At 71.0% G+C, this 24,116-nt stretch carries 16 protein-coding genes; 4 read left to right on the top strand and 12 right to left on the bottom strand.

Annotated elements, in window-relative coordinates; all coding sequences use genetic code 11:
• Positions 1–13 precede the first annotated feature (13 nt).
• From GHC57_RS13555 to GHC57_RS13545, 3 genes are all read right to left on the bottom strand, one after another.
• Complete coding sequence (locus GHC57_RS13555; RefSeq protein WP_153345136.1) at positions 14–901, bottom strand: branched-chain amino acid ABC transporter permease; 888 nt, start codon at positions 899–901, stop codon at positions 14–16.
• A gap of 152 nt (positions 902–1,053) precedes the next feature.
• Complete coding sequence (locus tag GHC57_RS13550) at positions 1,054–3,015, bottom strand: long-chain fatty acid--CoA ligase (protein ID WP_153345134.1); 1,962 nt, start codon at positions 3,013–3,015, stop codon at positions 1,054–1,056.
• Positions 3,015–3,830 carry an ABC transporter ATP-binding protein gene (locus tag GHC57_RS13545; RefSeq protein ID WP_153345132.1) on the bottom strand — a complete coding sequence of 272 codons (816 nt, stop codon included), beginning with the start codon at positions 3,828–3,830 and terminating at the stop codon, positions 3,015–3,017. The genes GHC57_RS13550 and GHC57_RS13545 overlap by 1 nt, the downstream gene beginning before the upstream one ends.
• A gap of 412 nt (positions 3,831–4,242) precedes the next feature.
• On the opposite strand from GHC57_RS13545, the gene acnA reads away from it, so the two are divergent.
• Complete coding sequence (acnA, locus tag GHC57_RS13540; protein WP_170294876.1) at positions 4,243–6,918, top strand: aconitate hydratase AcnA; 2,676 nt, start codon at positions 4,243–4,245, stop codon at positions 6,916–6,918.
• 44 nt (positions 6,919–6,962) lie between these two features.
• Here the strand turns inward: acnA and GHC57_RS13535 are convergent, their stop codons facing one another.
• Genes GHC57_RS13535 through tsaE form a run of 7 tightly spaced genes read right to left on the bottom strand, consistent with a single transcriptional unit; the run spans position 6,963 to position 18,652 of the window.
• Positions 6,963–8,327 carry a replication-associated recombination protein A gene (locus GHC57_RS13535; RefSeq protein ID WP_153345130.1) on the bottom strand — a complete coding sequence of 455 codons (1,365 nt, stop codon included), beginning with the start codon at positions 8,325–8,327 and terminating at the stop codon, positions 6,963–6,965.
• Positions 8,324–9,751 carry a DegQ family serine endoprotease gene (locus GHC57_RS13530; protein WP_153345128.1) on the bottom strand — a complete coding sequence of 476 codons (1,428 nt, stop codon included), beginning with the start codon at positions 9,749–9,751 and terminating at the stop codon, positions 8,324–8,326. Before GHC57_RS13530 ends, GHC57_RS13535 begins: the two co-directional genes overlap by 4 nt.
• Before the next feature lie 37 nt (positions 9,752–9,788).
• Positions 9,789–13,328: a double-strand break repair helicase AddA gene (addA, locus tag GHC57_RS13525; RefSeq protein ID WP_153345126.1), complete on the bottom strand. Its 3,540-nt coding sequence runs from the start codon at positions 13,326–13,328 to the stop codon at positions 9,789–9,791.
• Complete coding sequence (gene addB / locus GHC57_RS13520) at positions 13,325–16,330, bottom strand: double-strand break repair protein AddB (protein ID WP_153345123.1); 3,006 nt, start codon at positions 16,328–16,330, stop codon at positions 13,325–13,327. Before addB ends, addA begins: the two co-directional genes overlap by 4 nt.
• A 23-nt stretch (positions 16,331–16,353) precedes the next feature.
• The gene (locus tag GHC57_RS13515) at positions 16,354–17,136 is read right to left on the bottom strand and encodes a nucleotidyltransferase family protein (RefSeq protein WP_153345121.1); all 783 of its coding nucleotides are present in this window, start codon (positions 17,134–17,136) and stop codon (positions 16,354–16,356) included.
• Positions 17,133–18,137: an aminoglycoside phosphotransferase family protein gene (locus GHC57_RS13510; protein WP_153345119.1), complete on the bottom strand. Its 1,005-nt coding sequence runs from the start codon at positions 18,135–18,137 to the stop codon at positions 17,133–17,135. Before GHC57_RS13510 ends, GHC57_RS13515 begins: the two co-directional genes overlap by 4 nt.
• Positions 18,137–18,652 (bottom strand): tRNA (adenosine(37)-N6)-threonylcarbamoyltransferase complex ATPase subunit type 1 TsaE, encoded by a 516-nt coding sequence (gene tsaE / locus GHC57_RS13505; RefSeq protein ID WP_153345117.1) that lies wholly within the window; start codon positions 18,650–18,652, stop codon positions 18,137–18,139. The genes GHC57_RS13510 and tsaE overlap by 1 nt, the downstream gene beginning before the upstream one ends.
• Before the next feature lie 130 nt (positions 18,653–18,782).
• Here tsaE and GHC57_RS13500 point away from each other — a divergent pair, with 130 nt between their 5' ends.
• Together GHC57_RS13500 and GHC57_RS13495 are read left to right on the top strand one after the other, a co-directional pair.
• Complete coding sequence (locus tag GHC57_RS13500; RefSeq protein ID WP_153345110.1) at positions 18,783–19,814, top strand: NAD(P)/FAD-dependent oxidoreductase; 1,032 nt, start codon at positions 18,783–18,785, stop codon at positions 19,812–19,814.
• Between the two features lie 317 nt (positions 19,815–20,131).
• The gene (locus tag GHC57_RS13495) at positions 20,132–20,383 is read left to right on the top strand and encodes a hypothetical protein (protein WP_153345108.1); all 252 of its coding nucleotides are present in this window, start codon (positions 20,132–20,134) and stop codon (positions 20,381–20,383) included.
• A 41-nt stretch (positions 20,384–20,424) separates the two neighbouring features.
• On the opposite strand, the gene GHC57_RS13490 is transcribed toward GHC57_RS13495, so the two are convergent.
• Positions 20,425–21,966, bottom strand: coding sequence for a tetratricopeptide repeat protein (locus GHC57_RS13490; RefSeq protein ID WP_153345106.1), 1,542 nt, complete (start codon positions 21,964–21,966; stop codon positions 20,425–20,427).
• 315 nt (positions 21,967–22,281) lie between these two features.
• Between GHC57_RS13490 and GHC57_RS13485 the strand changes: the two genes are divergently transcribed.
• Positions 22,282–23,310, top strand: a complete 1,029-nt coding sequence (locus GHC57_RS13485) for a CHAD domain-containing protein (protein ID WP_153345104.1) — start codon at positions 22,282–22,284, stop codon at positions 23,308–23,310.
• A gap of 130 nt (positions 23,311–23,440) precedes the next feature.
• Here GHC57_RS13485 and rpmB read toward each other — a convergent pair whose 3' ends face one another.
• Entirely contained in the window at positions 23,441–23,737 is a 297-nt protein-coding gene (gene rpmB / locus GHC57_RS13480; protein WP_153345102.1) for a 50S ribosomal protein L28, read from the bottom strand.
• Positions 23,738–24,116 lie beyond the last annotated feature (379 nt).

Raw genomic sequence — 24,116 nt, 5'->3', positions numbered from 1 at the left:
CTTGCCCGCGATCCTAGACGCGCTCGATATCCTTGGTGCCGAACAGACCGTACGGCTTGATGACCAGGATGATGATGAGCACCCAGAACGGCGCGATGGTCAGCATGTTGCCCCAGTACAGGAACTGGCCGTCCACATACTCGGCCATGTTTTCCAGCACGCCCACGATCAGGCCGCCCACGACTGCGCCGATGATGGAATCCAGCCCGCCCAGGATGACGGCCGGGAAGACCTTGATGCCGATGAAGGACAGGGCCGATGACACGCCGTTGACCATGCCCACCACCACACCGGCCAGGGCCGAGACCATGGCCGAGATGGCCCACGCCATGGCGAACACCTGCTTGACCGAGATGCCCAGCGACTGGGCGACCTGCTGGTTGAAGGCGGTCGCGCGCATGGCCAGGCCGTAGCGGCTGTATTTGAAGAAGTAGAAGAAGCCGGCCATGATGACGATGGAGATCACGAAGCTCATCAGATAGGCCGGCTGGACGTAGAGCCCGCCGATATTGATCGAGCTTGTGCTGAAGACTTCGGGGAAGCCCACCGCGTTCTGCCCGAACAGCCAGTTGACCAGGGCGCGCATGAAGATGGACAACCCGATGGTGACCATGATGACCGAGATGATCGGCTCGCCGATCATGGGTCTCAGCACGACCATCTGGATGAAGATACCGAGCCCCGCCATGAACACCAGGGTGATCAGGAAGCCGAACACGAAGGGGATCTGGAACTGGACCAGGATGTACCAGCAAATCCAGGCCCCGATCAGCAGGAACTCGCCCTGGGCGAAGTTCACCACCTGCGTGGACTTGTAGATCAGCACGAAACACATCGCGACCACGCCATACAGCGTGCCGACGATGATCCCGTTGATCAGAAGTTGAAAGAACAGATCCATTCCGATCCTCCCTGGCGCCCGTGCTTTTTCTTTTGGCTTCGGGCTTTTTATGCGTGCCGTCCGGCCCGTCCCCGCGGGCTTAGCGGGCTGAAGCGTGCGGTCCGACGGGGCCCCGTGGCGTCACGGTCCCGGGGCCGTTCGCCGCCGGCCGATCACTCCGCCGCCTGTCGGCCGGCCGGATCGTCCGGCGGCAGCAGGGTTTCGACCCGCAGCGTGGTCTGGATGCGGGCCGTGCTGCCGTCCTGGAACGTGATCGTGGTGTCCACGTCGATCGCATCCCGGCCGGCGTAGATCGCCTCGATCTCGCGCGCGTACTTTTCCGCGATCACGCCCCGGCGCACCTTGCGGGTGCGGGTCAGTTCGCCGTCGTCCGGGTCCAGTTCCTTGTAGAGCAGCAGGAACTTCCGGATGCGCTGGGCCTCCGGCAGGGTCTCGTTGACGCGCTCCACCTCGTCGCGCAGCAGCGCGTAGACCTCCGGCTGGGCCGACAGGTTGGTGTAGTTGGTGAACGAGATGTTTTTCTGCTCGGCCCACTTGGAGACGATCGACCACCGGATGCAGATCATGGCGGACAGATAGGGCAGGTCGCGGCCCAGGATGACCGCCTCGGCGACGAAGGCCGAGAACTTCAGCTTGTTCTCGATGTACTGCGGCGAGAACCGCACGCCGGCCGAGGTATTGGCCAGATCCTTGACGCGGTCGATGACCACCAGGTGACCGTTCGACGTGTTGATGTAGCCGGCGTCGCCGGTATACAGCCAGCCGTCTCGCTTGTCGGCGTCGGTGGCCTCCTGGTTCTGGTAGTAGCCCAGGAACATGCCCTGGCTGCGGCCGACGATTTCGCCCACCCCCTCTTCGTCCGGGTCATCGATCCTCAGCGCGGACTGGTCGAAGGCCGTGCCGACGGTCTCCGGGTCGATGTCGTCGTTGCGGTGGATGGTGTAGGCGCCGGCCAACTCGGTCTGGCCGTATAGCTGCTTCAGGGGCACGCCCATGGCGTGGAAGAACTTGAAGGTCTCCGGCCCCATGGCGGCGCCGCCGGTGGCGGCCGAGGTCAGGAACGAGAACCCGTAGCGGTCTCGCAGCGCCCGGAACAAAATGAAGTCCGCGAACCAGGAGCGCCGTTTCTCCGCCGCCGCTTTCTTGCCGATCGACATGCCCCACTTGAACATGAGCTGCTTGAATCTCGTGCTGTCCATCATGCGGGCGCGCACTTCGGCGGCGATGCTCTCCCACACGCGCGGGGCCAGCAGGACGAAGGTGGGGCCGATCTCCCGCAGATCGGCCATCGTGGTTTCCTCGTCCTCGACGAAGTTGATGATGTTGCGCGCGATCAACTGCTGGCCGATGACGTAGACCTGCTCCATGATCCAGGGCAGCGGCAGCACCGAGACATAATCGTCGCCCGGGCACTTCGGGTCGGCATTCAGATAGTCCAGGCAGTGGCGCAGGAAGGGACCGGACTGCAGCATGGCCAGCTTCGGCTTGCTGGTGGTGCCGGAGGTCGTGCACAGGATCGACACGTCCTCACCCGAGCCCTTTTCCACCTCGGCGTCGTACAGCCCGGGCTCGGCCCGATCCAGCGCCTCGCCCTTGCGGCAGAGGTCCTCCTCGGAGATCAGGCGCGGATCGTCGTACTTCCGCATGCCGCGCGGGTCGCAATAGACGATGACCCGGACCGTGGGAATCTGGTCGCCCAGTTCCAGCAGCTTGTCCACCTGCTCCTCGTCCTCGCAGAGGATCGCCGTGATCCCCGCATAGGTGATGAGGTAGGCGGCCTCTTCGCCCAGCACGTCCTTGTAGACACCCAGCGAGGTGGCCCCGATGGCGTGGGCCGCCACTTCGCCCCACACCCATTCCGGCCGGTTGGCGCCCAGCAGGCCCACGCAGTCGCCGCGCGCGATGCCCATGGCGCGCAGGCCGAGCGCATAGCGGCGGACCTTGTGCTGGTAGTCGGCGAAGGTGAATTCGTTCCAGATGCCGAATTCCTTCTCGCGCATCACCACTTCGGATCCGAAGGCGCGGGCGTTGTGGGCCAGCAGTTTGGGGAAGGTGTCGTACCGGGCGACGTCCGCGAATTCCGGCGTCGTCTTCTGGTTCCGCTTGCGGGCCATCAGGCGACCTCCTCGTCATCGTCGGTGAAGACAAGGCCGCCGTCGTCTTCGCCCAGATAGGCGGTCTTGACCCGCGGGTTGTTCATGATCTCGTCGGGCAGGCCCTCGGCGATCTTCTGGCCGAAGTCCAGCACGGCCACCCGGTGCGAGATGTCCATCACCACGCCCATGTCGTGCTCGATCATGATGACCGAGATGCCCCACTCCTCGTTCAGGTCGATAATGAAGCGGGCCATGTCCTCCTTCTCCTCCAGGTTCATGCCCGCCATGGGCTCGTCCAGGAGGATCAGGTCGGGATTCAGCGCGATCGCGCGCGCCAGCTCCACGCGCTTGCGCAGGCCATAGGGCAGGGTGCCCGCCATCGCCTTGCGGATGTGGGTGATTTCCAGGAAGTCGATGATGTCCTCGACATCCCGCCGGTGGGCCAGTTCCTCGCGCTGGGCGAGGCCCCAGTAGAGCGCGCCCCGCAGGAACCCGTTCTTCAGCAGGTGGTGGCGCCCGACCATGATGTTGTCCAGGACGCTCATGTGCCCGAACAGGGCGAGGTTCTGGAACGTGCGGCCGATGCCCAGGTCGGCGCGCTGGTTCGGCTTCAGGCCGGTGACCTCGCGCCCCTTGAAGATGACGCGCCCCTCGGTCGGTGTGTACCGGCCGGAGATGCAGTTCATCATGGATGTCTTGCCGGCCCCGTTCGGACCGATGATCGCGAACAGTTCGCCCTTCGCAACGGAAAACGTCACGTCGGACAACGCGCGAACGCCCCCGAACTGCAGGGAGACACCCTGCACGTCGAGAATGGCCGTCTCTTCGGACATGCCGTTTCCTTCCTCCCTGCGCCCTTGTGCCGGGTTTGCCGATCGCGGGCCGGTTCTTCTTCTTTTGATACGTGGCACCGGCCATGACGGCTCTTTTGTGCCCTGTTTGAGTAGGTGGTACCCTGGTTTCATCGGCGGGGTCAAGCGGGTCAACCGCCTGGAATTCCTGACCGCGCGGCCGGTTCGGGCGCGGCCGATGGAGGCCGTTGAAGACGTTACGGAATTTTCGGCCGGCGGTCTGAAAACGGGGAACAACCCACTCGAACGGTCAGGCTGACGGCGCGCGATACCTGGACTCCGCCCCGGGAATGGTTTAAGCGACCAAAATCCAGTCACCGGGTCAGGTATGGGTGCGGCCACAGGGCCTGCATCCGGCCCCACCCGATCAGCACGACAGTAATGGAGGACGCCCGTGGGAGCCACAGGTCATGACACCCTGAAGGCCCGTCGTACCCTCTCGGTCGGAGACGTTTCGTACGACTACTTTTCCCTGGCCGACGCGGGCCTGGGCGACATTTCGCGGCTGCCGTTCTCGCTCAAGGTGCTGCTGGAGAATCTGTTGCGGCACGAGGATGGCCGCACCGTCACCGTGGACGACGTCAAGGCGGTGGCCGCCTGGCTGGAGACGCGCAACTCGACTCGCGAGATCGCCTACCGCCCCGCGCGCGTGCTGATGCAGGACTTCACGGGCGTGCCGGCCGTCGTCGATCTGGCCGCCATGCGCGAGGCCATGACGGCCCTGGGCGGCGATCCCAACCGCATCAACCCGCTGTCGCCGGTGGATCTGGTCATCGACCATTCTGTCATGGTCGATTTCTACGCCAGCCCCGATGCCCTGAAGCGCAATACCGATCTGGAGTTCGAGCGCAACCGCGAGCGCTATGCGTTCCTGCGCTGGGGCCAGAAGGCGTTCGACAACTTCCGCGTCGTGCCGCCGGGCGTGGGCATCTGCCATCAGGTGAACCTGGAGTACCTGGCCCGCACCGTCTGGTCCAGCGAAGACCAGACCGGCAAGACGGTGGCCTATCCGGACACCCTGGTCGGCACGGACAGCCACACCACCATGATCAACGGCCTGGGCGTGCTGGGCTGGGGCGTGGGCGGTATCGAGGCCGAGGCCGCCATGCTCGGCCAGCCGGTCTCCATGCTGATCCCGGAGGTCATCGGGTTCAAGCTGACCGGGGCCCTCAAGGAGGGCACGACCGCCACCGATCTGGTGCTGACGGTCACGCAGATGCTGCGCGCCAAGGGCGTGGTCGGCAAGTTCGTGGAGTACTTCGGCCCGGGCCTCGCCAGCATGCCGCTGGCCGACCGGGCGACCATCGCCAACATGGCGCCCGAGTACGGGGCGACCTGCGGCATCTTCCCCATCGACGCCGAGACGCTGCGCTACCTGCGCGACACCGGGCGCGACGACGCGCAGGTGGCGCTGGTGGAGGCCTACGCCAAGGCCCAGGGCATGTGGCGCGACGACTCGACGCCCGAGCCGGTCTACACCGACACCCTGGAACTGGACCTGTCCGACGTGGAACCCTCGCTGGCCGGTCCGCGCCGCCCGCAGGACCGCATTGCGCTGTCCGGGGCCGCCGGCGCGTTCGCCGAGGCGCTCAAGGACATGGCCGGGCAGGGGACACCCCGCAGCGTGGCCGTCGAGGGCGCGGACTACACCCTGTCGGACGGCGACGTGGTGATCGCGGCCATCACGTCGTGCACCAACACGTCCAATCCCTCCGTGCTGATGGCCGCCGGCCTGCTGGCCCGCAACGCCGTGGCCAAGGGCCTGACCCGCAAGCCGTGGGTCAAGACCTCGCTGGCGCCGGGGTCCCAGGTCGTGACCGACTACCTGGAGAAGGCCGGGCTGCTGGAGTGTCTGGACCAGCTTGGCTTCAACATCGCCGGGTATGGCTGCACCACCTGCATCGGCAACAGCGGCCCGCTGGATGCCCCCATTGCCGCCGCCATCGACGACAACGGACTGGTCGCGGGCGCCGTGCTGTCCGGCAACCGCAACTTCGAGGGCCGCATCAGCCCGCAGGTGCGGGCCAACTACCTGGCCTCGCCGCCGCTGGTGGTGGCCTATGCCATCGCCGGGACGATGACCAGGGACCTGGTCACCGAGCCGCTGGGCGAGGATTCGGACGGCAACCCGGTCTACCTGAAGGACATCTGGCCGAGCGCCCACGAGGTCGCCGAGGCGGTGACCACGAACGTTCGCCCCGAGATGTTCAACACCCGCTACGGCAACGTGTTCGAGGGGCCGGAGCAGTGGAAGGCCATTGAGGTGGCCGAGGGCGAAACCTATCAGTGGTCGCCCGGCTCGACCTACGTGCAGAACCCGCCGTATTTCGAGGGCATGGACATGGCCCCGAAGCCGCCGCAAGACATCGTGGGCGCCCGCCCGCTGGCGGTGCTGGCCGACAGTGTGACCACCGACCACATCTCGCCGGCCGGTTCGATCAAGGGCGACAGCCCGGCCGGGCACTACCTCCAGGGCCATCAGGTGCCCGTGCGCGAGTTCAACAGCTACGGCTCGCGGCGCGGCAACCACGAGGTCATGATGCGGGGCACCTTCGCCAACATCCGCATCAAGAACGAGATGGTGCCGGGCAGCGAAGGCGGCGTCACCAAGCACCTGCCCGAGGGCACGGTGATGCCGATCTACGATGCCGCCATGGCCTACAAGGCCGAGGGCGTGCCCCTGGTGGTGGTCGCCGGCAAGGAGTACGGCACCGGCTCGTCGCGCGACTGGGCGGCCAAGGGCACCGTGCTGCTGGGCGTGAAGGCGGTGATCGTGGAGAGCTTCGAGCGCATCCATCGCTCGAACCTGGTCGGGATGGGCGTGCTGCCGCTCCAGTTCAAGGAGGGCACCGACCGCAAGTCGCTGGGCTTGGACGGGTCGGAGACGTTCACCATCACCGGGGTGGCCGACATCACGCCGCGCCAGGATGTGACCGTGACGATCACCCGCGCCGACGGGTCGAGCGAGGAGATCGTGACGACCTGCCGCATCGACACGCTGGACGAGCTGGAATACTTCCGCAACGGCGGCATTCTGCAGTACGTCCTGCGCTCGCTCGCGGCGGCCTAGGGCTCGGAGGCGTCGGGGGCATCGGCCCCCGGCGGGATCCACCTCTACGCCTTGTCCGGTCCCCGCTTCGCCCGCAGGCGGTCCCAGTAGTCCAGCCGCTTGCGGATCTCGCGTTCGAACCCCCGATCCGGCGGGTCATAGAAGCGGGTGCGGCCCATCTCCTCCGGGAAGTAGTCCTGGCCGGAGAAGCCATCCTCGGCGTCGTGGTCGTAGGCGTAGCCGGCCCCGTACCCCAGCTCCTTCATCATCTTCGTGGGCGCGTTGAGGATATGCTTGGGCGGCATCAGGCTGCCGGTCTTGCGGGCCGCCTTGGCCGCCGTCTTGAACGCGACGTAGTTGGCGTTGCTCTTGGGGGCCGTGCCCAGATAGACGACAAGCTGGTTGATGGCGAGGTCGCCTTCCGGGCTGCCGAGGCGGTCATAGGTCTCCCATGCCGCGATCGCCTGGGTCAGGGCACCGGGGTCCGCAAGGCCGATGTCCTCGACCGCGAACCGGGTCAGCCGGCGCAGGATGTAGGCCGGGTCCTCGCCGCCCGCCAGCATGCGCGCCAGCCAGTACAGGGCGGCATCCGTGTCCGACCCGCGCAACGACTTATGCAGCGCGGAGATCAGGTTGTAATGCTCCTCCCGGTCCTTGTCGTAGACCGGCGCGCGGCGCTGGGCGACCCGGGTCAGCCCCTCCGGGTCCAGCGGCGCCATGGCCTCGCCCTCCGCCGCGCGGATGGCGAACAGCGCCTCGGCCAGGGTCAGCAGATAGCGCCCGTCGCCGTCCGCCATGCCGCGCAACGCCGCGCGGGCCGCGTCGGTCAGCGGCAGGGGCAGGCCGGCGGCTGCCTCGGCCCGCGACAGCAGCACCTCAAGGCCCGCGTCGTCCAGGCGGTTCAGCACGAACACCCGCATCCGCGACAGCAGGGCGGCGTTCAGCTCGAAGCTGGGGTTCTCGGTCGTGGCCCCCACGAGCACCACCGTGCCGTCCTCGACGTAGGGCAGGAACCCGTCCTGCTGGGCGCGGTTGAAGCGGTGGATCTCGTCCACGAACAGCAGGGTGCCCCGACCCTCCCGCGTGCGCCGCTCGCGCGCGCCCTGAAACACCTTGCGCAGGTCGGCGACCCCCGAGAACACCGCCGACAGCGGCTCGAACTGCAGGTCCACGTGGCGCGCCAACAGGCGGGCCATGGTGGTCTTGCCGCAGCCGGGCGGGCCCCAGAACACGAGGGAGGCCAGCCGGCCCGCGTCCAGCATCTTGCGTAGCGGGCCGTCCGCGCCGAGCAGGTGATCCTGCCCCACCACATCGTCGAGAGTGCGCGGCCGCAGCCGGTCCGCCAGCGGGCGCGACGGATCGTCCGGGTCCGGATCACCGGGCGAGGATCCGGCTGAAGCGGGCGCGGCGGCGCCGAACAGATCGCTCATCCGCCGATCACCAGCTTGGCCGGGCGGCCCTCGCGGATCACGTCCAGGCGCCAGGGCGGCCCGGTGCGGCTCATCAGGCTGGCCAGTTCGCGCACGGTGGCCGGTTCCTGCCCGTTGACCGCCCGGATCACGTCGCCCGGACGCAGGCCGTAGCGCGGGGCCGGGCTGCGCTGTCCCATCTCCAGCACCACCACCGCGCCCTGACCGTGCAGCAGGTCCATCTCCTCGGCGAGGGCCGGGTTCAGGTTGGCCACCAGGGTATCGTTCAGGGGATGGCGGCCGCGCAGCCAGATGGGATTGCGGGGCGGGACCTCGGGCGGCGCTTCCAGCGCCACGTCCACGTCGCGTTCCTGGCCGTCGCGCAGGATGCGCAGCGTGGCCGTGCCGCCCACCGTGCTGGCGCCGATGCGGAAGCGCAGCGCCTCCTCGTCGTCCACCGGGCGGCCGTCGAAGGCCAGGATGACGTCGCCCCGTTGCAGGCCGGCGGCGCGGGCGGGTCCCTCATCCCGCACCTCCGACAGCAGCACGCCGGCCGGGCGCGCCAGCCCCAGCGAGCGCGCGATATCGGGCGTCACGGTCTGGCCGTCCAGACCGAGCCACGGTCGCGTGACCGTGCCGCCCGCCAGCAGGCTGTCCACCACCACCCGCGCCATGTCCGACGGCACCGCGAAGCCGATGCCCACGTTGCCGCCGTCGCGGCTGTAGATGGCGGTGTTGATGCCCACCAGCCGCCCGGCCATGTCCACCAGCGCGCCGCCGGAGTTGCCGGGGTTGATGGCGGCATCGGTCTGGATGAAGGACTGATAGTCGCCCAGGCCGCCGGTCGTCCGCGCCAGGGCGGAGACGATGCCCATGGTCACCGTCTGGCCGACGCCGAATGGATTGCCGATGGCGATCACCAGATCGCCCACGGCCAGCGTATCCGAATCCCCCAGCGACAGCGCGGGCAGGGACTCGCCCTTCGGGTCGATGGTCAGCACGGCCAGATCGGTGCGCGCGTCGGTGCCCAGCAATTGCGCGTCGAACTCGCGACGGTCGTTGAGCACCACCTTGATCTCGTCCGCGCCTTCGATGACGTGGTTGTTGGTCAGGATCACGCCGTCGGGCCGCACGATCACGCCGGAGCCGAGCGCGTTCTCCACCCGCTCGCGCGGTCGCGAGGGCCCCATCGGCCCGCCGAAGAAGTGCCGGAACATGGGGTCGCGGAACAGCGGCGGCATGGCCCGTTCCTGCACCACGCGGCGGCTGTAGATGTTGACCACGGCCGGGGCCGCTTCCTCTACCACCGGCGCGAAGGACAGTTTGATCTCGGCGCGGGAGGCCGGCACCTCCTGGGCGCGGACGGTTGGTGGGGCGAGCCAAAGGGCCAGCGCCAGCACGGGCAGGAGGAACAGGGTCGCGGCGGACCGGGGTCGGGCACGCATCGGGCAGTCACCTTCGGCTTGCGGAACCCGACCAGATCTAGGACGCACGGTCCGTCGGGGCAATCGCCGCGTCCAGGCGGGCCGGGTCCAGAAGCATCAGGCCGGGGCCGGCGGTCCACACCAGGGCGCAGACGATCGCCCGGTCCGGGTACACCTGGGACAGCACGGCGCGGTACAGCGCCATCTGTCGCAGATACGCGTCCGGCACCCGGGCCGGATCGGTGGGGGCGGGCCGGCTGGTCTTGAAGTCCACCACGGTCACCCGGTCGTCGGCCACGTGCAGGCGGTCCACCTGACCCGACACGACGGCGGTGGCGACGATCCCGACGATGGGCACCTCGGCCCGCGAGCCGGGCCCGAACACGGCGGCAAGATCGGGATGGTCCAGCACGCCGAGGACCTCTTCCGCCAAGGTCTCGATGGTCGCGGCGTCCAGCCCGTGCTGGGCGCGCGCCAGCCACGCCCGGGCCGCCGCGGGACGGTCCGGCGCGGGGAGGGCCGGCAGGTGCTGCAGCAGGCGGTGGACCAGCACGCCCCGGCGGAACGGATGCGCGCCCGGGCCGTCGGCCAGCGGCGAGACCGGCGGCGGGTCCGCCGGCGTCTCGGACGGCGCCAGCGGCCGCGACGGCCGGGGCTCCGCTCTTGGGGCACTCCAAAGCCAGGCCGGATCGCCCGCGTCTTTGTCCTCCGCTGGCCCGGTGTCGGTGGCGTCCGGTCGCGGCGGCCGGGTCTGGTCCGTGCGGTGGCGCAGCACCTGGGCGGCGTCCTCCTCCAGGCCGCAGGCCTCCAGGGCCGGGTCGTGTTCGATCGCGGCGAAGCCGTCCAGCGCGCGCGTGACAAGACTGTACCACGCCCCATCCGGTGCCGCCTTCCGAGTGTTCCAGCCGCAGACGATCAGGCGGTCCTCGGCCCGGGTCATGGCCACATAGAGCAGGCGGCGATATTCCCGCTCCTGGGCCGCGATCCGCTCGGCCTCCAGCGCCTGGGTGACGGCCTCGCGGTCAGCGGCGCGCGGCGGCCACAGCATCAGGGCGCTGTCGTCGTCGGAGTCTCCGTCGAAATAGACGTGCGTGTCCCCCCGGTGGGGCAGGCTCAGGGTGTCGGGCAGGATCACCACCGGGGCCTGAAGGCCCTTGGAGCCGTGCACGGTCATCACCCGCACCGCCTGGCCGCCGTGCTCCAGGTCGCGCTTGATCTCGGTGCCGGCGACGGCCAGCGCGCGCAGGAACCCGCCCAGCGAGGGCGGCTGGTCGCGGTCGTGGGCCAGGGCGAGGGCCATGAATTCGTCGATGGTGTCATCCGCTTCCGGCCCCAGCCGCGCGAGCAGGCGGCGTCGTCCGTCCCGCTGCTCCAGCACATGGGCGAACAGTTCGTGCGGCGGCAGTACATCCACCCGGTCCATGAGGTCGGACAGGACCGCCCAGGCCGCGCCGAAGGCATCGTCCGCGCCCGCCCGGGCCTCCAGTCGGTGCCACAGGCGTTCGGCCTTGTCGCGGCCGTGGGCCAGTTCAAAAAGCTGGTCCTCGGTCAGGCCGATCAGCGGCCCCTTCAGAACCGTGGCAAGGCTGAGGTCGTCCTCGGGCAGCAGCAGGGCGTTGCCCAGCGCCATCAGGTCCATGACGGCGATCTGGTCGGCCAGCACCATGCGGTCGGCGCCCGCGACCGGCACGCCCAGGGTCTTGAGCGCGCGGGTCAGGTCGGTGACGAAGCCCGTGCGGCGGCGCACCAGCACCAGGATATCGCCGGCGCGGATGGGGCGGTCCCGGGCCTCCAGCCGCTCGCCGCTCGCGATCATGCGGTGGATGCGCACCGCCAGCACCCGCGCGAGCCGCGTCGGGGCGCTCTCCACCCGCAGGCGCTCCACCGGGGGCTTCCAGGGCTCGGGGTCGGGCACATCCGGCGGGTCTATGGGCCGCCACAGCTCCACCATGCCCGCCATGCCGACGCGGGCGGGGGTGTGGGTGACGTCCTCCGCCTCCGCCACCACGCCGTCGCGGGCGTCGGGCTGGCGGAAGACCCGGTTGACGGCCTCCAGCACCGCTGCCGTGGAGCGGAACGAGACATGCAGGCCCACGTCCTCGAACCGTGCGCCGGTCGCCCGCACGCGCGCCGAGACCCGCTCGCGCATGGCCTCGAACCCCGCCGGGTCCGCGCCCTGGAAGCTGTAGATGGACTGCTTGCGGTCGCCCACGGCGAACACGGTGCGGCGGGGCGGCACGCCGTCGCCGCCCGGTCCCTCGCGGCCCAGACCGGCGTGGAACTCCTCGGTCAGTGCGCGCGCGACGGCCCACTGGTCCGGGCTGGTGTCCTGCGCCTCGTCGATCAACAGGTGGTCAAGGCCGCCGTCCAGCTTGTAGAGCACCCAGGCCGCGCCCTCGGCGCGCTCCAGCAGGGCGCGGGTGTGCTGGATCAGGTCGTCGAAGTCCAGCAGGGCGCGGGCCTGCTTCTGGGCCGCGAGCAGCGCAAGATAGCGGTCGGCCACGGTCAGCAGGGCGCCGGAGGCGGTGGCGATCGCGGCGGCCTTGCGGGCGTCGCGCAGGCGGATCAGGCGGGCCTGTTCGGCCTCCAGGGCCGGCAGAACGTCCGGCCGCTGGGTGCGGATCCCCTTGGTGGTCAGCTTGTCCACCGCGCGCGGCTCGCCCTTGCTGTCGAAGAAGGTCTTTTCGTGGGCCGCCAGCAGCGCGGGGCGCTCCTCTGGCGAGGCCGCCAGGAAGGCCGCCAGCGCCTCCGCCTTGCCCTGGTCGGTCTTGGTGCCGCCCGCCAGCGCCTCCGCCGCCGCCAGCAGGCCCGGCCGGTCAAAGGCATCGTCGGCGCAGGCGGCCCGGGTCAGGCTTTCCGGCGTGTCGTCTTCGGTCACGCCCAGCCGGGCGCAAGTGGCCGCGCGCACCGCCGCCAGTCCGCCGCGCGCCGCGAACAGCCGGCGCAGGCGCGGACCGGCCTTGCGCATGGCGGCCATCAGCTTGGGAAAGCGGTCCTCCGAGACCCGGGCGGTCACGGTGTCGAGCGCGGCGGTCAGCGGATCGTCGTCCGTGGCTCCCAGGCGGGCCGATTCCAGCACCGCGCGCAGGGCCGCTTCCTCGGCGTCGCGCGCCATGCGGTCGTCCATGACCTGGAAGCCGGGCGAAAGGCCGGCCTCCAGCGGGAAGCGGCGCAACACCGACTGGCAAAAGGCATGGATGGTCTGGATCCGCATGCCGCCGGGCGTGTCCAGCACGCGCGCGAACAGGCGCCGGGCGCGGGTCATGCGCTCGGCGTCGGGGCGCGTGCCGGAGAGCGCCTCCAGCGCGCGGGCCAGAGAGGGGTCGTCCGTGACCGCCCAGGCGGCGAGCTTTTCGGCCAGGCGGTTGGCCATCTCCGCCGCCGCCGCCTTGGTGAAGGTCAGGCACAGGATGCGCTCGGGCGCCGTGCCCTCCAGCAGCAGGTTCAGCACCCGGTCGGTGAGCACTTTGGTCTTGCCCGAGCCGGCGCTCGCCGCCACCCAGGCGGAGACGGCCGGGTCGGCGGCGCGGCGCTGCTCGCGCCCGGCCAGGGCAACGGGATCGACGGGGGCGGCGTTGGGGGCGTCGGGGGCGGTCATCCGTCGCCCTCCTCGTCGCCGGCGCTGGACCACTCGGCCACCCGCGCGAGGTGCTCATAGTCGGAATAGCGCGGCGCCTTGTCCGGCACCGGCCGGGCGGGGTAGGGCGTCTCCGGCCGGGCGTACAGGTTCACCATGGCCTTCAGGCCGGCCAGGGCCTCGGCCGCCAGGGTCTCGGGGTCGTCGGTGATGCGCCGGACCTCGCCCGGAGTCTCCACGGCCCCGCGCAGCCGCCAGTATTCCAGCCCGGAGACCGTCCCCGCCGGCACCCCCGGAAAGGCCCCGGCGGTCAGCATGGCGGCCTCAAGGGGCAACTGGGGCGCATAGCCGGCGGCGACCTCCTTCTTCCCCGGTGGCAGGCCGGTCTTGTAGTCGATGACCACCAGCGAGCCGTCGCCCAGCACGTCGATGCGGTCGGCGGTGCCGGTCAGGGTGAAGGGCCGCTCCGTGTCGGTCAGGTCGAGCGCGCCCTTCACCTCCACATGCACCCGCGCCAGGGCCCCCGCGCGGGTGCGCTCCTGGTCGGCGATCCAGGCGGCCGTCCGCAGATAGCGCGGCCACCACACGGCATCGGCATGGGCGTTCTCGCGGATCTCGGAAAAGGCCGCCTGTCCGGCGGCGATCAGTTCGCCCTCAACGTCCCCGGGCAGGGTGGTAGGCCAGGCCTCGCGGAACCGCTCCAGCGCGGCGTGGACCAGGGTGCCGAAGTCGCGCACGTCCAAGGGGCGGTCCAGATCCTCCAGCTTCTCCAGCCCCAGCACGTACTGGGCATAGATGGCGTAGGGATCGCGGCGCCACGCCTCGACGCGGGTGACGGACAGGCGCGTGGGGCGCGCCTCGACCGGCGGCGCGGGCGCGGGCGGCGGCACCGGGGCGGCGGGCGTCACGGCGCGCAGGCGGTCCGCCCAGTCGAGCCAGGGACCGCGCGCCGCCGCTGCCCACGCGTCCGACAGGCCGGCGGCGGTGGCCACGGCCTCCAGCCGCAGCAGCCAGCGGGACGGCACGGTCGGCGTGCCCTCCACCCGCTCGGCGCGGGTCAGGGCCACCCGGGGCGCGCCCATGGCTTGGGTGAAGTCATGCGCCGAGAGGCCGACGCGCTGCTCCGGCGCGGGCAGGCCGAAGGCCGCCTGCATGGGGCGGCTCATCCAGGGGTCAGCCTCGACGGCCGGGGGCCAGGTGCCCTCGTTCAGGCCGCCGAGGATCATCAGGTCGGCGTGCCAGGCGCGCGCCTCCATCGGCCCCAGGATGGACAGGCGCGGGTGTCCGCCCTGGGGCGGGCGCACCACCTGCCCCAGCATCAGGGCGTCGAACAGGCCCGGATAATGCCGGGGCGCCATCGGCGGCAGGCCCTCGGTCGCGGTGGTCAGCTCGGCCGCGAAGGCGGCGGCGGTCTCGCCGGCGGCCCCGGCCCACAGGCGCAGGGGCCCGGGCTCGTCGCGGGTGGCGGCCAGCGCCTCGGCCGCCTCCATGTGGGCGTGGACCAGGGCGGCGGGCGGCACGTCCGGCCCGCCCATCATGGCCAGCAGCGGCCCCAACCGAGTCTCAAGCGTATCGAGCAGGCGCATCACGGCCGACTCGTCCTTGGCCCCGCGCTGGCGGGCGATGCGGCGCAAACCGCCGAGTCCGCCCGGCGGCCGGGGTCCGCGCAGGACGCGGGTTTCCAGCCGCCGCACGGTACGCCGGAAGCCGCCCAAGCCCCACCCGGCGGCGGCCAGGGGATGGCGCAGCAGGTCGAGCAGCGGGCCGGGCGCCAGATCGCTTGCGACCGCCGCCGCCAGCAGGCGCAGGAAGGCCCCCGGCGGGGTCACGGCCAGCGGCTGGCCGGCGGAGTCGTCCACTCTCACGTCCCACCGACTCAACAGCGCCGCCACCCGCCGGGCAAGGTCGCGGTCCAGGGTCACCAGGGCGGCGGTGCGCTCGGGGGTTTCCAGCGTCTCGCGCATCATCAGGGCGATGGCCTCGGCCTCCTCGCGCGGGCCGGGGCAGGTGACGCGGGCGATGCCCTCCAGAGCGTCCGGGGGCACGGGCGCCGTGCCGTGCCAGGCGTGGACGGTTTCGGCGGGGCGCATGGCCTCCGCCACCAGCCGGCGGCGGTCCGCCGCGCCCGGCGGGGGAGCGGGGCCGTCGTCGGGTGTGGGCCAGTCCGGCACGTCCCGCCGGGCCACGCCCAGCCGCGCCAGCAGGCGGCGCAGGCCGAACTGCGGGTGCGTCCAGTCCAGGGCGTCCCAGCTTTCGGGGTCCATGTCGCGGTCGAGCCCGGGCAGCACGACCGTTCCATTGGGCAGCGTGGCCACCACCGCCAGCAGGTCCGCCGTCGCCGGGATCGAGCCCGTGGAGCCGGCCGCGATCACCGGACCGGGCGGCGGGGCGCGGCGCCACGCCTCGGCCTGGGCGGCCATCAGGCGGTCGCGGCGGTCGGCCGGGTCGAGGGCGCCTTCGGCCTCCAGAATCCCGGGCCACAGCTCGGTGACGATGCGCAGGAAGTCCAGGGTGATGGCCCAGTGTGTCGCGTAGCGGTCGGGCGCGAGCCCGGCCAGCCCGTCGAACGACAGCCGTTCGGTCTGCACCCGGTCCAGCAGCCGGGCGAGGTCGCGGGCCAGACGGGCGGCCATTTCCGGCGTGGGCGGGGCGCCGTCCGGTCCCAGCGGCCGGGCCTGGATCAGGCGGGCCAGCAGCAGGCGGCGGCGCAGGTCCGGAATGGCGGGCGGCAGGTCGGCCATGCCCGCGAGATCCTCGCCCAGGGCCGGCGCGCCCGCCAGCGCCAGTTCGTCCTCGTCCACGTCGCCCAGAGGGACCATGCGCGGCAGCAGCAGGGCCCGGCCGCCGCCCCGGCGCAGGAAGGCCTCGCGCAGCATGCGGCAGGCGCGCCGGGTGGGCAGCAGGACGGTGACGTCCGCGAGTCGCAGGGGATCACCCCCGTGGCGGTCCAGCACGCCGGCGGCCAGCACGTCCACGAAGGGGCGCGTTGGGGCGATGGTATAGACGTGGGGCCGATCCGGCATGCGGTGGGGATTCGCGATGAGACCTATTGGTCGCTGCAGATGTTGGGTTCGCCCAGCCTTTCCTCGGCGAGGGCGAGCGCTGAAGGTGTGCCCACATGATACCACTCGCCATCGTGGGGGACCGCATACAAACGGCCCTCGTCCATGGCGCGGTTGAACAGCAGGTTGAGTGAGAACGGGTCGTCCGGCGTGTCCTCGAACAGGGCGGCCGTGGTGATGAGCACGCCGGCATGCACGAACGGGGCGATCTCGTGGGCCTTGCGGCGGCGCGGGCGGCCCCAGCCGTCCAGGAAGAAGTCGCCGCGCCCGTCGTAGCCGTTGGCGCCGGCCAGCCGCAGCACCAGCAGCAGCATGTCCATGCGCGCGGGATCCCAGGCCTCGGCGAGGCGGGTCAGCGCCGGCTGAATGCCGTCCAGCCACAGGACGTCGCCGTTGACGACGTAGAAGGCTCCGTCGCCCAGGTGCGGCAGGGCCTGCTTGACCCCGCCGCCGGTGTCCATCAGGCGCGCCGTTTCGTCCGAGAACACGATTCGGGGCGAGGTCCGGCGGGCGAGATGGGCGCGCACCTCGTCAGCCAGGTGGTGGACATTGACCACGCAGGTTTCGAGGCCCACCGCCGCCATGCGATCCAGGGTCCAGTCGATGACCGGCACGCCGCGCACCTTCACCAGCGGCTTGGGGGTGCGCATGGTGATGGGGCGCATACGCCGGCCCAGGCCCGCCGCCAGGACCATCGCCCGGCGCGGGATGTCGGCATCGCCGACCGGCGGGATGTCCACATTGTGGGGCTGCTGGTGCGTCTTCATGTCGGGATGAGCCTCCGCTCGGGCGGGATGTGATCGTCGATCCAGGCCCGCACCTCGGCCAGGGCCGGATGGGCCAGCGCGGCGTCCAGCAGGCGCCAGACGCGGGCGATGTGGGGCAGGTAATGGGGTTTGCCGTCGCGCCGCGCCAGCCGGGTGAACACGCCGATCACCTTGGCATGGCGCTGGGCGGCGAGCACGGCCCAACTGGCGTCGAACGCCGCAAGGTCCAGGTCCGGACGGGCGCCGTGGTAGCGCGCCCGCATGGCTGCGACAAGGTCCGGGTCGATGTCGCGCCGGGCGTCCTCCAGCAGCGACACGAGATCATAGGTGACGGGGCCCGCGACGGCGTCCTGGAAATCCAGCAGGCCGCAGCGGGCGACGCCGGTCCGGTCGTCCAGGACCAGCAGGTTGTCCACATGGAAGTCGCGCAGCACCAATGTGTCCGGCACGGCCCGCGCCACCGGGAAGACCGCGCGCCAGCGGGCCTCGTAGTCATCGAGCGCGGCCGCGTCGGGCGCGCCGCCCAGAACGGCGGGCATGTACCAGTCCGTCAGCAGGCGCGCTTCCGCCAGCAGGCGGGTGTCGTCGTAGGGCGGCACGAGGTCCGGCGGCAGCACGGTGTCCGTCGGCTGACCGTGCAGATGGGTGAGCAGGTCCACGGCCAGGGTGTACAGCCCGGGCTCGTCCGCGCCCTCGGCGAGGCAGCGGGTAAAGGTGGTGTCGCCCAGGTCTTCCAGCAGCAGGAATCCGTGAGCCGGGTCCTCGGCCAGGATCGAGGGGGCCGAGTACCCGAGCGCCGTCAGGTGGCGGGCGACGCGCACGAACGGACGAACGTCCTCCTGCGGCGGCGGGGCGTCCATCAGAACGGCGCGCCCCCGGGGACCCGCGAGCCGGTCATAGGTGCGGAACGAGGCGTCCCCGGCCAGCAGGGTGCGCGCGGCATCGCCCCAGCCGGCCAGGGTGAGGAACGCGGTCCGGGCCGTGTTGCGGTCGTTTTGCATCAGGCGGCGAAGTCCTTGCGGAGAGCGGACAGGGCGTCGGCGCGACGGGTCCAGGCTCCGGCCGGCGCAAGCGTCACCCGGCGGGCGGTCGGGCCGGTGGTGCCCAGGGTGATGTCCAGGCGGTCGCGCGGCAGCCAGCCGGCCAGCCGGTCGGGCCACTCCATCAGGGTGATGCCGTCGGCCAGGGCGTCTTCCAGGTCCAGTTCCAGGGCCTCGGCCGGATCCTCCAGGCGGTACAGGTCGTAGTGATACACAGGCGTGCCGTCCGGGGTGTCGTACATCTGCACCAGGGTGAAGGTGGGGCTGGGCACGTCCTCGTCCGGATCGCCGGTCAGGGCGCGGACGATGGCACGGGCCAGCGCGGTCTTGCCCGCGCCCAGGTCGCCGCGCAGGGCCACCATGTCGCCCCGCCGCAGCAGGTCGGCCAGGGCCCCGCCCAGGCGGACGGTGGCGGGCTCGTCGGGGAGCGACAGGGTCAAGGCCGTGTCAGCGTGCGGCAAGGTGGGCTCGGTCATGATGCGGTTTTAACGGGCCGCCGGACGGCCCGCAATGTCACCTGTCCGGCGGCAGGGTTGCGTCCCCCAGGTGGGGCGGCTATGTCAGTCCGCCTGCCGCATGTCCCCGATCCGCTGAAGAGGCCCCGCCATGTCAGACCCCGCCGTTCACCGCACGGATGCCGTTGTCATCGGCGCCGGCCCGGTCGGGCTGTTCACCATCTTCCAACTGGGCATGGCGCGCATCCGCTGCCACGTGGTGGATGTGCTCGACGCGCCGGGCGGTCAGTTGACGGCGCTCTATCCGGAAAAGCCGATCTACGACATCCCCGCCTTCCCCAAGGTGTTGGCCGGCGACCTGGTGGACCACCTGATGGAGCAGGCGGCGCCGTTCGCGCCCACCTTCCATCTGGGCCAGCGGGTGGAGGCGTTGACCCGCACGCCGGACGACGACGCCTGGCGGCTGACCACCAGCACCGGCACCGTGCTGGAGGCCCGCGCGGTCATCATCGCCGCCGGCGCCGGCGCGTTCGGGCCCAACCGCCCGCCGCTCAAGGGGATCGAGCAGTTCGAGGGCACGGGCGTCTTCTACATGGTGGCCAAGCGCGAGGCGTTCCGGGACCGGCACATCGTCATCGCCGGCGGTGGCGACTCGGCGGTGGACTGGGCGTTGTCGCTGTCCGAGGTGGCCGCCTCGGTCAAGGTGGTCCACCGACGGGCGAAGTTCCGGGCCGCGCCGGAAAGCGTGGCCCGCCTGCACGAACTGGCCGAGTCGGGGGCGTTGGAGCTGGTCACGCCCTATCAGTTGCATGGTCTGGAAGGCGAGGGCGCCGCCCTGTCCGCCGTCATCGTCGCGGACCTGGACGGCAACACCCGCCGGCTGGAGGCGGATCGCCTGCTGCCGTTCTTCGGGCTGGCCACCAATCTGGGGCCGATCGCGGAGTGGGGCCTCAGGCTCGACCACCAGCGCATCGTCGTGGACCCGGCCACCTGCGAGACCAGCGTGCCGGGCCTCTTCGCCGTGGGCGATGTGGCCAGCTACCCCGGCAAGCTGAAACTGATCCTGACCGGGTTCGCCGAGGCGTCCATGGCGGCCCATGCCGCCTACGGGGTCGTGAATCCGGGCCAGGTCCTCCACTTTGAGCACTCCACTTCAACCGGCGTGGCAGCCCTGGCGGGGTGATGAGGCGAGGGCCGAGAATTCAGTGATTTCAACATTTTGGCGATCGATTCTCAAGTGGTGACTTAGTAAACAAACGATCAACAAAAAACATTTTACGAAAATCCCGGGGTCAGTATAGTAAGCGCGCCGTCGTGGAAAGCCCGGGTGGCGGATCGGTCTTTCGGGCCGTCCTGACAGGGCCGCCCCGGTGTTTGTGACGGGGCGTACTGACAGCCGCGCCGGGTTCCTGTTTTCCTGAAGTGTCCGAGCCGTGCCCACCGGCACGGCCGGGGCGCCGGTCCGAGGGGGACCGCGCCTGCTCATGTACCGTGTGGACCATGATTGTTCGTCTTCTGATCGAAGGACTGGTGGCCCTAAGCCGCCCTGTCTCCGCCGCGACGCTGCGCGGCCCCGCGCCCCGGACCCGCACCGGCCGGGGCCGGCGATCACGTCCCGCGCCCACCTTCCGGGGTCGCCCGGACCTGATGCTGCTGACCGGCGCCATGACCGCGCCGTCCGCGCTGCCGCACCGTGCGGTGCGGGGGCGCACGGTGACCGTGCCCGGCCTGGGGCGGCGAACGGCGGCCTGAACCCCGACCGCGCGGGCTTCGTCCGCTTCTAGGGCCATTTTCTAGGGATTGAGCGGCGTCGGCTCGCAGAACTGGCCCATCGCCTGCAACCTGTCGCACAGCCGCGTCGGCCCGCCCGGAATCGCCACCGGCCCGGCCTTCAGGCGGATGAAGGTGCCGCGCTCGGGCAACGCGATCTCCTCGAAATGGGGCGTCATTTCACGCAGAAGGCCGGCGTAGCGCGCGCTCAGGGCCTCCCACCCGGCGCGAGCCGAGTCCATGCTGCGATAGGACGCGAGGTGGACGTAGTCGCCCGGCGCGATCGGGCGCGTCTCGGCCACCTCGGCGTCGGAGGCTGCGGCCGCCCCGGTCACGCCGGTGAAGCGCTGGGTGGCCGGGTCCTCGCGATTGGCGTTGGGCGGGCCCACGGGCGCGGGCGGTGTGGGGCGCGTAGTGGGCAGCAGGGGGCGCGGCGCGCCTGACGCATCGACCGCCTCCGTCGGTGCCGGCGTGTCGGCCTCGCCGTCCGCCATGGCGGCCGGGCCGGGCTCGGCCGCGTCCTCGGGCGCGCCGGCGGGACGGGCCGGCGGCAGCAGACGCGCGGCGGCGGCGGGATCATCCGGCATCAGCGCCCCGGCCCGCGCCGCCAGCGCGGACCGCTCGGCGGAATACTCGGACGGCGTGATGAGACCGCGCCGCAGTGCGTCCGTCAGGCGCTCCCCGTGCCGCCGGACGGCGCGGGCGCTGTCCGGGGTGCGGTCCGCCTGGTCGCGGACCTGCGGATCGGCGGGCAGCAGGGCATCCAGGATCGTGGCCCGCTCGTCCGCGTGCTCACGCGCGGAGATGGCCCCGCGCTCGAAGGTGCGGGCGAGATCCCGCAGGCGCCCGACCACGGCCGTGGGCCGGGGGGCGGGCCGCGCCAGACCCGCCGCCGGCGGTGGCTCGGTCAGGGGCGTCAGGGCGCCGATGTTGTCCTCCCGACGGTCCCGGTATTCCATGTCGGTGATGAGGTCCTGGGCGTACAGGCGCTCCAGGGTCTCGAACCGGCCCGAGACGTTCTCCCACACCGCGTCGGGGGCGCTGGGGGACGCGGGGGCCTGCGGGGTCTCCATGGCCGTCGGTCCCGTCACGCCCGGGACGCGCGCGAATCCCGGCCCCACCGGGGTGGGGGGCAACCGGGACAGGCGCTGCTCGGCGATCTCCACGATCGGGCGCGGCGAGGCCTCGATATCCATCGGCGTCAGGTTGATCGAGGCGGTGGGGTTCAGCTCCAGAATGGCCGCATAGGCTTCGGTGGCGACGGCCGGCTGTCCGGCCCGCTCCGACAGCAGGCCCCAGATGAGCAGGGCATAGGGGTTGCGCGGGTTGTCCCGCAGCGCCCGCGCGGCCCAGGCCTCGGCCTGGCCCAGGTCGCCCCGGGACATGGCGGCCAGCGCCGAATCCGCCGCCGGGGCGGGCGGCGTGGCCATCTCGATCATGCCGCCCTCGCCGACCGCGCAGCCGCCGATCAGGGCGCTCAGCGCAAGGGCGGCGACGATGTGCCGGGGGCGCCGCCCGCGCGGCCACCGGGTGGGCGCGGGTCCCGCGGTCGTATCAGTGGACATGATGAGCCGGGTCCTTTCTGTCCGTGCTTCCGGTCCGGGCGGACCCGGTGGTCGGCACGCCCCGCCGGGGCAACGGGGGCGGGGCGGCGCCTCGGTCCGCCATGCGGCAACAGAAAGCGGGCGCCGCCCATCGGACGGCCACCATTCGCATGCAGGTTCAATATATTTGGGCAACAGCCGGAAATCAATGGTTTTTTGTCTTTCGAGGGGTGCTCCCCGAACGCGGGTGCGTTTGATGTCGGGGCGGGCGTGTCATATATTTGTCATGAAGCGCCGGTTGGGACCGGCGGTGTCACGGAAGAGGCTGGATCCACCATGAGCCATGTCGTCGAGACCGACCAGCCGCCCCCGCGCGCGGCGGGGGTCGGGGCCGATCCCCAGCAGGCGGAGCCGGCCGCGCCCGTGAAAGGTCAGGTGCCGGATCTGCGCCCGGCCATGACCGTGGCGGGCGGCTTTCAGGCCATCGCGCGGGCCTGTCTGGCCCAGATGGTGGCGAACGCGGGGGCCGTGCTGGATGGCCGCGACCCCGAGGGCGTCCACCAGATGCGGGTCGGCACCCGCAGGCTGCGCTCCGCCATGGCCCTGTTCAAGACCGTGATCGCGGGGCCGGACCTGGACGGGATCCGGGCCGACTTGCGCTGGCTGATGGGCGCGCTCGGACCCGCGCGGGACGCGGATGTGTTCGAAGCGGAGATCGTGGGCCCGGTCCGCGCCGGTCTGCCGGGGAGCGCCGACCTGGACGCGCTGGCGCGCGTGGTCGCGGCGCGGCGGCGCGAGGCCAACCGGGTGGCCCGCGCGGCGGTCGCGGACCCGCGGTTCGCCGTGCTGGCGGCGCGCATTGAGACCTGGATCGAGGCCGGGGACTGGCTCACCGCCCCGGACCGGCCGGTGCGCGACGAGTCCATCGCGCCGTTCGCGCGGCAGAGGCTGGAGCGCCGCTGGCGGCCGGTGGCGAAGGGAACCGGCCGCTTCCGGCGCCTGTCCCCCCGGGACCGCCACCGTCTGCGCATTCAGATCAAGAAGCTGCGCTATGCCACCGAGTTCCTCGGCAGCCTGTTCCCGGGCAAGGCGCTGGCAAGGGTCCACAAGGATCTGGCCCGGGCCCAGGATGACCTTGGGGCGCTCAACGACGTCGCCGTGGCGCGCGGTGTGCTGCGCGAGATCGCCGGGGTCCAGGACGCGAAACCGATGGCGGGGCCGTCTGACGGCGCGGCGCAGGCGTCGGCGGACCTGGCGTGGGCGGCCGGTCTGGTGGCCGGCTGGCATGAGCGCGATGCGCGGGACCGCCTGGAGTCAGCCCGGCGCACCCTGAAGGACCTGGCCCGGCGGGAACCGGCCTGGTGATGGGGTCGGGGCGATGGCGCCGGGCGGTCGGCGTGCTGTCCGCGCCGCCCCCCGTCCGCGCACACGAAAACGGGGACGCCCGGTTGTGGACGTCCCCATTTTCGTGACGGATCGCGCTGGACGAGCCGGATCAGGCCGCTTCGGCCGGGGCCGTCGCCTTGACCACCAGCCGCTTGATCCGACGCAGCTCCGGCGTCAGATCGGCATTGGCCGTCTTGCGCAGAAAGGCGTCGATGCCGCCCATGTGTTCGATGGTGCGCAGGCCGTGGGTGGACACGCGCACGCGGATCGTACGGTTCAGGGACTCGCTCATGAGCGAGGTGACCTGAAGATTCGGCAGGAAACGGCGCTTCGACTTGATGTTGGAGTGGCTGACGTTGTTGCCAGTCTGCACGCCCTTGCCCGTCACGGCGCAACGTCGGGCCATGGTCTTGTCCTCTCGTGGTCGCGGTGTACGTTGAATTGGAGCGCAGGTGTCTAATGGGAAAGGCGCGCAGGGTCAAGGTTTTTTGGCAGCGTCCCAGGGCTCCGAACCCGGATGACAGGGGTGTCATGGTTCGTGCCCCATCACGAGATCCTTCGCGCCCTAGGGGCGCCCAGGATGATACTATCTATTATAAGTGGTGTCATCAACTCAGTTTGTGGCGGGTTCGGGCTGAGGCCGGAGGACCGCGTTTGCGATGGTGACGAGCTTTCTGGCCACGGCGAGGAGTGCGCCTTTTGGTGTCTTTTTGTTTCCGATAAGCCGTTCGTAGAAGGCCTTGAGGTCGGGGTTGTATCGCACGGCGGAGAGGGCGGCCATGAAG

It is taken from the genome of Roseospira navarrensis (genome assembly GCF_009601025.1).
In the GTDB taxonomy this organism is placed as follows: domain Bacteria; phylum Pseudomonadota; class Alphaproteobacteria; order Rhodospirillales; family Rhodospirillaceae; genus Rhodospira; species Rhodospira navarrensis.
Note: the sequence above shows the minus strand (reverse complement) of the source record. Positions and strands in the feature narration are given on the sequence as shown.

Excerpts from the sequence above, each read along its gene's own strand:
- GHC57_RS13555 (WP_153345136.1), bottom strand. The coding sequence starts at position 901 with ATGGATCTGTTCTTTCAACTTCTGATCAACGGGATCATCGTCGGCACG.
- GHC57_RS13550 (WP_153345134.1), bottom strand. The coding sequence starts at position 3,015 with ATGGCCCGCAAGCGGAACCAGAAGACGACGCCGGAATTCGCGGACGTC.
- GHC57_RS13545 (WP_153345132.1), bottom strand. The coding sequence starts at position 3,830 with ATGTCCGAAGAGACGGCCATTCTCGACGTGCAGGGTGTCTCCCTGCAG.
- GHC57_RS13535 (WP_153345130.1), bottom strand. The coding sequence starts at position 8,327 with ATGAGCGATCTGTTCGGCGCCGCCGCGCCCGCTTCAGCCGGATCCTCG.
- GHC57_RS13530 (WP_153345128.1), bottom strand. The coding sequence starts at position 9,751 with ATGCGTGCCCGACCCCGGTCCGCCGCGACCCTGTTCCTCCTGCCCGTG.
- addA (WP_153345126.1), bottom strand. The coding sequence starts at position 13,328 with ATGACCGCCCCCGACGCCCCCAACGCCGCCCCCGTCGATCCCGTTGCC.
- addB (WP_153345123.1), bottom strand. The coding sequence starts at position 16,330 with ATGCCGGATCGGCCCCACGTCTATACCATCGCCCCAACGCGCCCCTTC.
- GHC57_RS13515 (WP_153345121.1), bottom strand. The coding sequence starts at position 17,136 with ATGAAGACGCACCAGCAGCCCCACAATGTGGACATCCCGCCGGTCGGC.
- GHC57_RS13510 (WP_153345119.1), bottom strand. The coding sequence starts at position 18,137 with ATGCAAAACGACCGCAACACGGCCCGGACCGCGTTCCTCACCCTGGCC.
- tsaE (WP_153345117.1), bottom strand. The coding sequence starts at position 18,652 with ATGACCGAGCCCACCTTGCCGCACGCTGACACGGCCTTGACCCTGTCG.
- GHC57_RS13500 (WP_153345110.1), top strand. The coding sequence starts at position 18,783 with ATGTCAGACCCCGCCGTTCACCGCACGGATGCCGTTGTCATCGGCGCC.
- GHC57_RS13495 (WP_153345108.1), top strand. The coding sequence starts at position 20,132 with ATGATTGTTCGTCTTCTGATCGAAGGACTGGTGGCCCTAAGCCGCCCT.
- GHC57_RS13490 (WP_153345106.1), bottom strand. The coding sequence starts at position 21,966 with ATGTCCACTGATACGACCGCGGGACCCGCGCCCACCCGGTGGCCGCGC.
- GHC57_RS13485 (WP_153345104.1), top strand. The coding sequence starts at position 22,282 with ATGAGCCATGTCGTCGAGACCGACCAGCCGCCCCCGCGCGCGGCGGGG.
- rpmB (WP_153345102.1), bottom strand. The coding sequence starts at position 23,737 with ATGGCCCGACGTTGCGCCGTGACGGGCAAGGGCGTGCAGACTGGCAAC.